This window comes from Streptococcus sp. SGI.013 (genome assembly GCF_050315295.1).
GTDB classification, from domain to species: Bacteria; Bacillota; Bacilli; order Lactobacillales; family Streptococcaceae; genus Streptococcus; species Streptococcus porcorum.
On sequence record NZ_JBNPOS010000040.1, the window covers coordinates 1 to 12,482 of the forward strand.

The 12,482-nt window shown below is 39.1% G+C and carries 11 protein-coding genes; 9 read left to right on the top strand and 2 right to left on the bottom strand.

Features of this window, described 5'->3' with window-relative positions:
• Positions 1-118: 118 nt before the first annotated feature.
• The 9 genes from rpmB to ACQRDX_RS08480 all read left to right on the top strand — a co-directional run bounded on the left by rpmB (position 119) and on the right by ACQRDX_RS08480 (position 10,068).
• Positions 119-307 (top strand): 50S ribosomal protein L28, encoded by a 189-nt coding sequence (rpmB, locus tag ACQRDX_RS08440; RefSeq protein WP_354369011.1) that lies wholly within the window; start codon positions 119-121, stop codon positions 305-307.
• 125 nt (positions 308-432) lie between these two features.
• Positions 433-795 (top strand): Asp23/Gls24 family envelope stress response protein, encoded by a 363-nt coding sequence (locus tag ACQRDX_RS08445; RefSeq protein ID WP_354369009.1) that lies wholly within the window; start codon positions 433-435, stop codon positions 793-795.
• Between the two features lie 2 nt (positions 796-797).
• The gene (locus ACQRDX_RS08450; protein WP_354369007.1) at positions 798-2,462 is read left to right on the top strand and encodes a DAK2 domain-containing protein; all 1,665 of its coding nucleotides are present in this window, start codon (positions 798-800) and stop codon (positions 2,460-2,462) included.
• Between the two features lie 140 nt (positions 2,463-2,602).
• Positions 2,603-4,312 carry a dihydroxy-acid dehydratase gene (ilvD, locus tag ACQRDX_RS08455; RefSeq protein WP_427896394.1) on the top strand — a complete coding sequence of 570 codons (1,710 nt, stop codon included), beginning with the start codon at positions 2,603-2,605 and terminating at the stop codon, positions 4,310-4,312.
• 173 nt (positions 4,313-4,485) lie between these two features.
• On the top strand, positions 4,486-6,189 hold the full coding sequence (locus ACQRDX_RS08460) for an acetolactate synthase large subunit (RefSeq protein WP_354369003.1): 1,704 nt from the start codon (positions 4,486-4,488) through the stop codon (positions 6,187-6,189).
• The gene (gene ilvN, locus ACQRDX_RS08465) at positions 6,182-6,664 is read left to right on the top strand and encodes an acetolactate synthase small subunit (protein WP_354369001.1); all 483 of its coding nucleotides are present in this window, start codon (positions 6,182-6,184) and stop codon (positions 6,662-6,664) included. Before ACQRDX_RS08460 ends, ilvN begins: the two co-directional genes overlap by 8 nt.
• A gap of 74 nt (positions 6,665-6,738) precedes the next feature.
• Entirely contained in the window at positions 6,739-7,761 is a 1,023-nt protein-coding gene (ilvC, locus tag ACQRDX_RS08470; RefSeq protein ID WP_354368999.1) for a ketol-acid reductoisomerase, read from the top strand.
• 83 nt (positions 7,762-7,844) lie between these two features.
• Positions 7,845-9,095, top strand: a complete 1,251-nt coding sequence (ilvA, locus tag ACQRDX_RS08475) for a threonine ammonia-lyase IlvA (RefSeq protein WP_354368997.1) — start codon at positions 7,845-7,847, stop codon at positions 9,093-9,095.
• An 82-nt stretch (positions 9,096-9,177) separates the two neighbouring features.
• The gene (locus ACQRDX_RS08480; RefSeq protein WP_427896391.1) at positions 9,178-10,068 is read left to right on the top strand and encodes an SPFH domain-containing protein; all 891 of its coding nucleotides are present in this window, start codon (positions 9,178-9,180) and stop codon (positions 10,066-10,068) included.
• Positions 10,069-10,104: 36 nt separating this feature from the next.
• On the opposite strand, the gene ACQRDX_RS08485 is transcribed toward ACQRDX_RS08480, so the two are convergent.
• The gene (locus ACQRDX_RS08485) at positions 10,105-10,845 is read right to left on the bottom strand and encodes an amino acid ABC transporter ATP-binding protein (RefSeq protein ID WP_427896389.1); all 741 of its coding nucleotides are present in this window, start codon (positions 10,843-10,845) and stop codon (positions 10,105-10,107) included.
• Positions 10,845-12,392 (bottom strand): ABC transporter substrate-binding protein/permease, encoded by a 1,548-nt coding sequence (locus ACQRDX_RS08490; RefSeq protein ID WP_427896387.1) that lies wholly within the window; start codon positions 12,390-12,392, stop codon positions 10,845-10,847. The genes ACQRDX_RS08485 and ACQRDX_RS08490 overlap by 1 nt, the downstream gene beginning before the upstream one ends.
• Between the last annotated feature and the right edge of the window lie 90 nt (positions 12,393-12,482).

The following is a 12,482-nucleotide window of genomic DNA, read 5'->3' on the forward strand; positions in this document are numbered from 1 at the left end:
GAAGGCAGGAGAGAAATAAAAAATAATGCTTGCGTCGATTAATCTAATGTGATATAATATTTTGGTATGTGGTGCTAGCACATCCGTAAAAAAATACACATAGGAGGATCAGTTGACAATGGCTAAAGTATGTTATTTCACAGGACGTAAAACTGTATCAGCTAATAACCGTTCACACGCTATGAACAAAACAAAACGTACAGCAAAACCAAACCTTCAAAAAGTTACTGTTCTTATCGACGGTAAACCTAAAAAAGTTTGGGCTTCAGCTCGTGCACTTAAATCTGGTAAAGTAGAGCGTGTTTAAGACGATAAAAAAGAGTTGAGGATTTCTCATCTCTTTTTCTATTTTACTTCCGTATCACTATATCTTTTACAATATCTTTAAAGTATGCTAAAATAGAGTGATAAAAACTTTTTGAGGTAGTAATTATGACTGTGAAAATCAATACAAAAGATGGTCAAATCGAATTGTCAGATGACGTTATCGCAACAGTTGTTGGGGGCTCTGCGACAGAAATTTTTGGCGTTGTTGGAATGGCAAGTAAGAGTGCCTTCAAGGATAATTTCCAAGCACTGTTACGTAAAGAAAACTACGCGAAAGGTGTTGTCGTCAAGTCAACAGAGGAAGGGATTTCTGTTGATGTTTACACTGTCATGAGTTATGGTGTAAAGATTAGTGAAGTATCAAAAAATATCCAAGAACGTGTTAAATTTAACCTTGAAAATCAACTCGGTATCACAGCTAATACTGTAAATGTTTACGTTCAAAATATTAAAGTTGTAGGAGAATAATCGTGGCAAATATCACAACCAGTTTGTTACAAGAGATGGTGCAAGCAGCCTCCACTCGTTTGAATAAACAAGCAGAATATGTAAATTCATTAAATGTTTTTCCTGTTCCAGATGGTGATACTGGAACCAATATGGGAATGACGATTGAAAATGGTGCAAAGGAAGTTGCTGATAAGCCAGCTAATACGGTTGGAGAAGTAGCTCAAATTCTTTCCAAAGGTCTTTTGATGGGGGCGCGTGGAAACTCAGGTGTCATCACTTCTCAACTTTTCCGTGGTTTTGGACAAAGTGTTAAAGATCTTGAGGAGATGACAGGTGTTGATTTAGCCCATGCTTTACAAGCAGGTGTAGAAGTTGCCTATAAGGCTGTCATGAAACCTGTTGAAGGAACGATTTTAACTGTTTCTCGTGGGGCAGCGACAGCAGCACTAAAAAAATCAGAAGAAACAGACGATGCTATCGAAGTGATGCGTGCGACTGTGGAGGGAGCTAAAGCGGCTCTTGCTAAAACACCAGATATGCTTCCTGTTTTAAAAGAAGTTGGTGTTGTCGATTCAGGTGGTCAAGGTCTTGTTTACATCTATGAAGGTTTCTTATCTGCTTTAACGGGAGAGTATATAGCTTCTGAGGAGTTTCAAGCAACACCAGCAACCATGACAGAGATGATTAATGCGGAGCATCATAAATCTGTTGCGGGACACATTGCGACAGAAGATATTACCTTTGGTTACTGTACAGAAATCATGGTCGGTTTGAAACAAGGTCCGACTTATGTGAAGGATTTTGACTATGAGGACTTCCAAACTTATCTTAGTGGTTTAGGTGATTCCTTATTGGTTGTTAATGATGACGAGATTGTCAAGGTCCATGTCCACACAGAAGATCCTGGTCTTGTGATGCAAGAGGGATTGAAATATGGGGCGTTGGTAAAAGTTAAAGTTGATAATATGCGTCAACAACACGATGCACAAGTTCAACAAGAAGTAGCCAAAGAGCAAAGTCAGCCTAAGAAAGATTATGGTATTATTGCGGTGGTAGCTGGGGAAGGACTAGCTGAAATTTTTAAAGCGCAAGGTGTAGATTATGTGATTTCTGGCGGTCAAACGATGAACCCATCAACAGAAGACATTGTAAAAGCAGTTGAGACGGTTAATGCAGAGCGTGTCATCATCTTACCGAATAATAAAAATATCTTTATGGCAGCGCAATCAGCTGCAGATGTTGTGGAAATTCCAGCAGCTGTGATAGAAACACGGACAGTTCCACAAGGACTAACAAGTTTACTTGCCTTCGACCCAACACAGTCAATAGAAGATAATGCTTCTGCTATGTCATCAGTGCTGACAGATGTTGTTAGTGGTAGCGTGACTTTAGCTGTTCGTGATACTAGCATTGATGGATTAGAGATCCATGAAAATGATGTTTTAGGTATGGTTGATGGTAAAATTTTGGTCTCTACACCTAATATGGAAGAAGCCTTGCTTTCTACTTTTGAAAAAATGCTAGATGATGATAGCGAGATTGTGACTATTTTTGTCGGTGAAGATGGACAAGAAGAGTTGGCAGAGAAGATTGCTGCTCAATTAGAAGAAAAATATGAGGATATCGAAGTTGAAATCCATCAAGGAGATCAACCTGTTTACCCTTACTTAATGAGCGTGGAATAATGACATAAAAGAAAGGTTGTTGATCAACTTTTCTTTTTTTAGTTTATTAAATACAAAATTTTCTGAAAATTCCTTGACAATATTTTCAAAAATGATAACATGGAATGTAATAATTCTGTTTGGAAATAGAGGTTAAACTAATGAGAAGTGATATGATTAAACTTGGAATTGATAAGGCACCTGCACGCGGCTTACTGTATGCTACAGGTCAGGTTAAGTCAGCTCGTGACATGCAAAAACCTTTTATTGCCATTTGTAACTCGTATATTGATATTGTACCAGGTCATGTTCATTTACGTGAATTGGCAGATGTCGCCAAAGAAGCCATTCGTGAGGCTGGTGGAATTCCATTTGAGTTTAATACTATTGGAGTAGATGATGGGATTGCTATGGGACACATTGGGATGCGCTATAGCTTACCCTCTCGTGAATTGATTGCCGATGCGGCAGAAACGGTTATCAACGCTCATTGGTTTGATGGTGTTTTTTATATTCCAAACTGTGATAAAATTACTCCAGGTATGATTTTAGCTGCCATGCGAACTAATGTTCCTGCGGTATTTTGCTCAGGTGGTCCTATGAAGGGTGGAGTGGATATGACGGGGCATCATGCCAGTCTATCTAGTTTGTTTGAAGCGGTAGGAACTTATCAAGCAGGAGAGATGAGTAAGGAAGAATTTGAATTTTTAGAAAAAAATGCTTGCCCTACTTGTGGCTCTTGTTCAGGAATGTTTACTGCTAATTCGATGAACTGTTTGATGGAAGTGATGGGACTAGCTCTACCAGGTAATGGAACAACCTTAGCGGTATCTGATGCACGTCGTGAATTGGTGCGTCAAGCAGCAAAACACTTGATGGAAAATGTTAAAAATAATATCAAACCACGTGATATTGTAACTAAAGAAGCTATTGATGATGCCTTTGCATTAGATATGGCAATGGGAGGATCAACGAATACTGTTCTTCATACTTTAGCCATTGCGCGTGAAGCAGGGATTGAGTATGATCTTAAAGATATTAACGAGATTGCGAAAAAGACACCTTATATTTCTAAATTATCACCATCGTCGGCTTACACGATGCATGATGTTCATGAAGCTGGTGGAGTATCCGCTATTATCAACCAGTTAATTAAAAATGGCTCTATAAAGGGTGATCGTATCACTGTTACTGGAAAAACATTGAAAGAAAATGTTGCGGGATGTGACATTTTAAATGAAGAAGTCATCCATCCTTTAGATAATCCTTATTCGCCTGTAGGAGGACTATCAATTCTTTATGGAAATATTGCACAAGATGGATCGGTTATCAAAGTTGGTGGAGTAGACCCTTCAGTAAAAACTTTTCGTGGTAAGGCACTCTGTTGCGATTCACAAGATGAGGCTTTAGAGTTGATTGATAATGGTACCGTTCAAAAAGGTCATGTTGTTGTGATTCGTTATGAAGGTCCTCAAGGTGGCCCAGGGATGCCAGAAATGTTAGCACCAACCTCTAAGATTGTTGGTCGTGGTCTTGGAAAAGATGTCGCCTTGATTACAGATGGTCGCTTTTCTGGAGCGACACGTGGTATTGCTATCGGGCATGTCTCACCAGAAGCTGCTGCAGGTGGCAATATTGCTTTAATTGAAGATGGTGATGAGATTGTGATTGATTTGACCAATCGAACACTTGACTTATTAGTAGATGATCAAACTTTGGCTGAGCGCCGTAAGTCGCTAAAACCTTTTAAACCGAAAATCTCAAGCGGCTGGCTTCGTCGTTACACCCACTTCGCGTCTTCGGCTAACTTCGGTGGCTCTATGATGACAGAAGAAGAATTTGAAGAAAGAAAAGCTGAGCGTGAAGCTTGAGTGTAAATCAAATTTAAGGCTTATTTTTGGGTTTTAGTGAGAAAGAAAAAGCGGGTTGAAAACGCAAACATCTTTAAAATTAACTTGCATTATTTTGTAAAAATGTTATCATATTATCTAAGGTATTTGAATTTTTTGAAAATTTCCAAAAAAGAAAGTAAAGGAGGACAAGCGTGGAAAAAATACATCTTGAAACACCTAAATCAGGAGCAGAATTAGTTCTTGAAACTCTAGCTAGTCTAGAAATTAAAACCATCTTTGGTTATCCAGGTGGAGCAGTCTTGCCAGTATATGATGCTATCTATCAGCAGGATGCTGTTAAACACGTCTTGTCTCGTCATGAGCAAGGAGCCCTCCATAAAGCTGAAGGTTATGCCAAGTCAACTGGTCGTATAGGTGTTGCTTTGGTAACCAGCGGTCCAGGTGCAACGAATGCTATTACAGGAATTGCAGATGCTATGGGGGACAGTGTTCCTTTATTGGTGTTCACGGGTCAGGTTGCTACAAGAGGAATCGGTAAGGATGCCTTTCAGGAGGCTGATATTATTGGTGTCACGATGCCAATTACCAAGTATAATTACCAGATTCGTCATACTGAGGATATTCCTCGTATTATTGCAGAGGCCGTTCATATTGCAACCACTGGTCGCCCAGGTCCTGTTGTGATTGACTTACCAAAGGATATTGCAGAAGCTAAGACAGATTTTTATTATGATACTGATATCAATCTGCCAAGCTACCAACCTACCGTTGAACCTAACCTTTTGCAGATTAAGAAAATTTTATCACAACTATCTCAGTCTAAGAAGCCTCTCATCTTAGCGGGAGGAGGAGTTAATTATGCGGATGCCTCAGAAGACTTAGTGGCATTTGCAGAAAAATATCAGATTCCTGTTGTATCAACTCTTCTTGGACTAGGGGCGATTCCTGTTAATCACCAGTTGGCTTTAGCGATGGGAGGCATGCATGGTTCTTATGCAGCCAATATGGCTCTTACAGATGCTGATTTTATTATCAATTTTGGCTCTCGTTTTGATGATCGTTTGACTGGTAATATTTCAACATTCGCTCAAAATGCAGTTGTGGCGCATGTAGATATTGATCCTGCTGAGATTGGAAAAGTGGTTAATACAGCGATCCCTGTCGTTTCAGATGCTAAAAGAGCTCTTAAAGCTTTGCTTGATTTAGATAAAGTGGAGACAGATTATGCTGATTGGACGCAAGAAGTTTTGAAAAATAAAGCCCTGGCACCGTTTTGGTATGATCTCGATGACACGACTATTAAGCCACAAAAAGCAATTGAGCTGATTGGTGAGATCACTAATGGTGATGCTATAATCGTAACAGATGTTGGACAGCATCAGATGTGGGCAGCTCAATTTTATCCGTATAAGCACCCAAGACAGTTGGTGACTTCTGGTGGGATGGGGACTATGGGATTTGGTATCCCTGCAGCTATTGGAGCAAAATTTGCTAACCCAGATAAAGAGGTAATTCTTTTTGTTGGAGATGGTGGTTTCCAGATGACCAATCAAGAATTGGCAATTTTAAATGGCTACGGTGTCCCTATTAAAGTGGTTCTCATCAATAACCATTCTCTTGGAATGGTACGCCAATGGCAAGAGTCATTCTACGACGAAAGACGTAGTGAATCAACCTTTGATGATGAGCCAAATTTCCAACTTTTGGCAGCAGCTTATGGGATTGAGCATTATCATTTCACAGATCCAAAGACATTGGATAGGGATCTTGAGGTGATTAAAGAAAATAAACCTATGTTAATAGAAATTAGTATTTCTAATCGTGAGCATGTTTATCCGATGGTTCCTTCAGGAAAATCAAATTCAGAAATGTTGGGGGTGAAGTTTAATGCGTAGAATGTTGACAGCTAAGCTTCAAAACTCAACGGGTGTTTTGAATCGCTTTACGGGTGTTTTATCTCGTCGACAAGTTAATATTGAGTCTATCTCAGTTGGTCATACAGAAGCGCCTGGGGTCTCTAGAATTACGATTATTATTGATGTTGAAACACTTGAGGAAGTTGAGCAAATCATCAAGCAATTGAATCGCTTGATTGATGTGATTCGTGTTAGAGATATTACGGATATGCCTCATTTGGAAAGAGAAGTCATTTTGATTAAACTTTCTGCTCCCCCAGCGAAACGTGCTGAAATATTAGCCATTATTCAACCCTTCCGTGCAAGTGTTGTTGATGTGGCTCCTAAGACGATTACTATTCAGTTGACAGGAGATGCTGATAAGATTTCAGCCCTTATCCGAGTTGTCCAACCGTATGGTATTAAGAACATTGCTCGAACAGGAGCAACAGGATTTACACGAGATTTCTCGTAAATCTGATTTTATAACTTTGTTAAGACTTGCCTAAAGGCATATAATAAATTATTTTTAGAAAAGAGACTTTACTTATGGCAGTAAAAATGGAATATGAAAACGATGTAAAAGTAGCAGCACTTGATGGCAAAAAAATTGCCGTTATTGGTTACGGTTCACAAGGTCATGCACATGCGCAAAACTTACGTGATTCAGGTCAAGATGTGATTATCGGTGTTCGTGCTGGTAAATCATTTGATAAAGCAAAAGAAGATGGTTTTGAGACTTTTGAAGTGGCAGATGCTGTAAAACAAGCGGATGTTGTTATGATCTTGGCACCAGATGAAATCCAAGCTGATATTTATGAAAATGAAGTAGCTCCAAACCTTAAAGACGGTGCGGCTCTTGGTTTTGCACATGGTTTCAACATCCACTTTGGTTACATCAAAGCACCAGAAAGCGTTGACGTTTTCATGTGTGCACCTAAAGGACCAGGTCATTTGGTACGTCGTACTTACACTGAAGGATTTGGTGTACCAGCACTTTATGCCGTTTACCAAAATGCAACTGGCAATGCCAAAGACATCGCGATGTCATGGGCTAAAGGTGTAGGATCTGCTCGTGTAGGTCTTATGGAAACAACATTTAAAGAAGAAACAGAAGAAGATCTTTTCGGTGAGCAAGCTGTTCTTTGTGGTGGCTTGACTGCCCTTATTCAAGCAGGTTTTGAAGTGCTTACTGAAGCAGGCTATGCTCCAGAATTGGCTTACTTTGAGGTTCTTCATGAAATGAAATTGATTGTGGACCTTTGCTATGAAGGTGGTTTCAAGAAAATGCGTCAATCAATCTCAAACACAGCTGAATTTGGTGACTATGTCGCTGGTCCACGCGTGATCACTGAACAAGTGAAAGAAAACATGAAAGATGTACTTGCTGACATCCAATCTGGTAAATTTGCAGATGATTTCGTAACAGACTACAAAAATGGTCGTCCTAAATTGACTGCTTACCGTGAAGCAGCAGCTGATCTTGAAATCGAAAAAGTTGGTGCAGAACTTCGTAAAGCAATGCCATTCGTTGGTCAAAACGATGACGATGCTTTCAAAATCTACAACTAATCGAAACAATTGAAAAACGCTGTTAAAACAGCGTTTTTTCTGCTATAATAAAAGACAGAAAATTTAGATAATAGAGGGGTAAAATGATTACAGCAAAGGATATTCTAAAAGCAAATGCTGTCCTAAAAGATGTTGTTGTTCGTACACCATTGGATTTTGACCGTTATTTATCAGAAAAATATGGAGCAACGATTTATTTGAAGCGTGAAAACATGCAAAAGGTTCGCTCATTTAAACTCAGAGGGGCTTATTACGCGATTTGGAAACTGTCTGATGAAGATAAACAACGTGGGGTTGTTTGTGCTAGTGCGGGAAATCATGCGCAAGGAGTTGCTTATACTTGCAATGAGATGAAGATTCATGCCACAATTTTTATGCCTGTTACAACACCTCAACAAAAGATTGGGCAAGTTCAATTTTTTGGTGGTTCTTTTGTAACAATTAAATTAGTTGGAGATACCTTTGATGCATCCGCTAAAGCAGCGCAAGATTATACAAAAGCAGAAGGAAAAACCTTTATTGATCCTTTTGATGATGATGCGGTACAAGCTGGGCAAGGAACAGTTGCCTATGAAATTTATGAGCAAGCTCAAGAAGAGGGAGTTGTTTTCGATTCTATTTTAGTACCTGTTGGTGGTGGGGGGCTAATCTCAGGAGTTGCAACCTATTTTAAAGATGTTGTACCTGATACAGAAATCATTGGTGTTGAAGCTAGTGGTGCCCGTAGTATGAAAGCTGCTTTTTCTAAAGGACATCCTGTTAAGTTAGAGAAAATTGATAAATTTGCTGACGGTATTGCTGTTCAAAAAGTAGGGCTTAAAACTTATGAAGTCGCAAGAAAGACAGTTGATCGTTTGATAGGAGTGGATGAAGGGTTAATCTCTGAAACCTTGATTGATATGTACTCTAAACAAGGGATTATTGCAGAGCCGGCAGGTGCAGCGAGTATTGCAGCCCTGGAAGTGTTAAAAGATGAGATCCAAGGAAAAACTTTGGTTTGCATTATTTCAGGTGGAAACAATGATATCAACCGTATGCAAGAAATGGAAGAACGTGCCCTCATTTACGATGGGGTTAAGCACTACTTTGTTGTGAATTTTCCACAACGTCCAGGTGCTTTGCGAGAGTTTGTGAATGATATTTTAGGTCCTAATGATGATATTACACGTTTTGAATATATCAAACGTGCTAACAAGGGAACTGGACCAGTTTTGATTGGGATTACCTTGGGAGATAAAAATGATTATGCGGCTTTTATTGATCGCTTATCAGCGTTTGATTCAAGCTATATTAATTTACATGGTAATGAGAGTCTCTATAATATGTTAGTCTAATGATAAGGTTACTAAGTAACCTTATTTTTCTTTACAAGTTTTTTAATCATGGTATAATAAAAATAAAAAGGAGATGATTTTTATGCTATTAGTGACTTTAATTCCAATGTTTATTGTCTTAGTGTTTATCATTGTGTTGTTGAGTTCCCTTTACGTCGTTAAGCAACAGTCTGTTGCTATTGTGGAGCGGTTTGGGCGCTACCAACGAACAGCGGCTAGTGGTATCAACATTCGTCTTCCGTTTGGGATAGATCGTATTGCTGCGCGCGTGCAATTACGATTGTTGCAAAGTGAAATTGTGGTTGAGACTAAAACAAAAGACAATGTTTTTGTCACGTTGAATGTCGCTACTCAGTACCGTGTTAATGAGCAAAATGTAACAGATGCTTATTACAAATTGATGAAACCAGAATCTCAAATTAAGTCTTATATTGAAGATGCTCTTCGCTCTTCCGTCCCTAAATTGACCTTGGATGAACTATTTGAGAAAAAAGATGAAATCGCCCTAGAAGTTCAACATCAAGTGGCGGAAGAAATGTCCACTTATGGGTATATTATTGTGAAGACATTGATTACAAAAGTTGAGCCTGATGCTGAGGTCAAACAGTCAATGAATGAGATTAATGCGGCACAAAGAAAGCGTGTTGCTGCTCAAGAATTAGCTGAGGCTGATAAGATTAAAATTGTAACGGCAGCAGAAGCAGAGGCTGAAAAAGATCGTCTGCATGGTGTAGGGATTGCCCAGCAACGTAAGGCTATTGTGGATGGTTTGGCGGAATCTATTAAAGAGTTGAAAGATTCTAATGTGAGTTTGAGTGAAGAGCAAATCATGTCTATTCTTCTAACCAATCAATATTTGGATACTTTGAACACCTTTGCTAGTAAAGGGAATAATACTCTTTTTCTTCCTTCTCATCCAGAAGGGGTTGAAGATATTCGTACCCAAATCTTGTCTGCTTTAAAAGCTAAATAAAAATAATCCGTTAGGGGAAAACCTAACGGATTATTTTTATTTTAAGAAACGTTTTAAAAACTCTTTTGTTCGTTCTTCTTGAGGATTTTCAAAGAGTTGTTCTGGAGAACCTTGTTCGGCGATAACTCCTTTATCCATGAAAATCACACGGTCAGAGACTTCTTTTGCAAATTCCATCTCATGAGTAACAATAATCATGGTAAGACCAGACTCAGCGAGTTCTTGCATGGTTTTAAGAACTTCTCCCACCATTTCAGGATCCAGTGCGGAAGTAGGCTCATCAAAAAGAATAGCTTCAGGATCAACAGAAAGGGCGCGGGCAATGGCAACACGTTGCTTTTGTCCACCAGATAATTGTGAGGGTTTAGCTTTCCAGTAGCGTTCTCCCATACCGACTTTCTCAAGGTTGGCTTTAGCAATTTTTTCAGCCTCACTACGCTCACGTTTTAGGACTGTCGTTTGTGCAACAATGGCATTTTCAAGGACATTGAGATTGTTAAAAAGGTTAAAACTTTGAAACACCATTCCTAGTTTTTCACGGTAAGTTGTTAAATCGTAACCTTTTTCCAAAACATTTTGTCCATGATAGAGAATCTCACCTTCTGTTGGTGCTTCTAAAAGGTTGATAGAGCGAAGAAAGGTTGATTTACCAGAACCTGATGATCCGATAATTGAAATGACTTCCCCTTTTTTAACGGTTAAAGAAATATCTTTTAAAACTTCATTTTTCCCGAAGGATTTTTTTAAGTGCTTGATTTCTAAAATAGTGTCAGCCATTAGTGTGCTCCTCCGTCTAGACTAGTGTAATTATCTTGGTCAAATCTCTTTTCAACATAGCGTAGAATTCGTGTGACAGTAAAGGTCAATACGAAGTAGATCACTGCAATGATAAAGAAAGTTTGGAAGTATTGGTAGGTTTGAGTCGCTACGGTATTTCCTGAGAAATAAAGCTCCACCACAGAGATAACATTCAATACAGAGGTATCTTTAATGTTGATGACAAACTCATTTCCTGTTGCAGGAAGAATATTTCGGATAACCTGAGGTAAGACAACTTTGCGCATGGTTTGACCGTGATTCATTCCTAGTGCAGTAGCTGCTTCAAATTGTCCTTTGTCAACAGCGAAAATTCCACCGCGGACAATTTCACTCATGTAGGCACCTGTGTTGATGGAAACGATAAAAATAGCAGCAAGGGTACGATCAAGTGAGATACCAAAGGCTTGAGCGGTACCATAATAAATAACCATTGATTGAACGATCATCGGTGTTCCACGGAAAACTTCGATATAGACATTTAAGAACCAGCCAAATAATTTTTGTAAGAAAGCTAAGACTTTGTTGCTGGCAACAGGTGCTGTACGATAAACACCGATTAAAAGACCAATTAAAGTTCCTACGATTGTTCCGATAATAGAAATGAGGAGTGTCATCCCTGTTCCACGTAGAAGAGCCTTCCAGTTGTTGGTCAAGATGTTCCATGCTTGTGTTAAGAAGTTCGGATTTTCTTGCTCAGCTTCTTTTTCAATAGGTTGTTTGGGGATAATGCTATCCATCAGTTGAGTTTGTTCTTCTTTACTGAAATTAGCCAATACGTCATTAACTTGATTCACCAGGTCGTCACCTTTACGAACTCCGATTGCTAGGGCGACATCTGATTCGCTAACTTCAAACCCTTCTTTTAGAGAGATCATCTTAAAACTACTATCAGCGAGTTGAGCTGAGATACCGTCTGGACGTTCTGAAACGTAGGCATCAATTACTCCTGATTTTAAAGCTTGACGCATTTGTCCAAAGTCTCCCATTGCCGTTTGTTGATTAACATCAGGGATTTGGCTAATCAGGTTATAGAGATAAACACCTTGTTGAGAAGTTACTTTAGCTCCAGAAAAATCGGATAATTTAGTAGCATTGGCATAGTTTCCATCAGATTTAACGACTAAAACTGGCTCACTGGTATAGTAGCTATTTGTAAAGTTAATCTCTTTTTTACGTTCTTCAGTGGGGCTCATACCAGCGATGATGAGATCGATTTTACCAGATGTTAAGGCAGGGACTAGACCTTCCCATTTTGTTTTTACGACTAAAGGTTCTTTGCCGAGGGCTTCAGCTATTTTTTTAGCGACTTGAACGTCGTATCCATTGGCGTATTGATTGGTACCCTCAATTTTAACAGCTCCGTTGGAGTTGTCATCTTGCGTCCAGTTAAATGGTGCATAAGCCGCCTCCATACCGACACGCAAGTACTCATCGGCTTGAGCAGACGTCATTCCTCCGAAGGTGACCGCTAAAGCGATAAGTAAGGTCATTAGTATTTTTTTCATTAAGTACTCCTATTAAAATGTATTACCTTACTATTTTACAGGAAAATAGAGGGTATTTCAATATAAGTGACTATAAAAAATAAGAGCGAT

Coding starts and splice junctions, on each gene's coding strand:
- ACQRDX_RS08490 (WP_427896387.1), bottom strand. CDS start 12,392: ATGAAAAAAATACTAATGACCTTACTTATCGCTTTAGCGGTCACCTTC.
- ACQRDX_RS08485 (WP_427896389.1), bottom strand. CDS start 10,845: ATGGCTGACACTATTTTAGAAATCAAGCACTTAAAAAAATCCTTCGGG.
- ACQRDX_RS08480 (WP_427896391.1), top strand. CDS start 9,178: ATGCTATTAGTGACTTTAATTCCAATGTTTATTGTCTTAGTGTTTATC.
- ilvC (WP_354368999.1), top strand. CDS start 6,739: ATGGCAGTAAAAATGGAATATGAAAACGATGTAAAAGTAGCAGCACTT.
- ACQRDX_RS08445 (WP_354369009.1), top strand. CDS start 433: ATGACTGTGAAAATCAATACAAAAGATGGTCAAATCGAATTGTCAGAT.
- ilvD (WP_427896394.1), top strand. CDS start 2,603: ATGAGAAGTGATATGATTAAACTTGGAATTGATAAGGCACCTGCACGC.
- rpmB (WP_354369011.1), top strand. CDS start 119: ATGGCTAAAGTATGTTATTTCACAGGACGTAAAACTGTATCAGCTAAT.
- ilvN (WP_354369001.1), top strand. CDS start 6,182: ATGCGTAGAATGTTGACAGCTAAGCTTCAAAACTCAACGGGTGTTTTG.
- ilvA (WP_354368997.1), top strand. CDS start 7,845: ATGATTACAGCAAAGGATATTCTAAAAGCAAATGCTGTCCTAAAAGAT.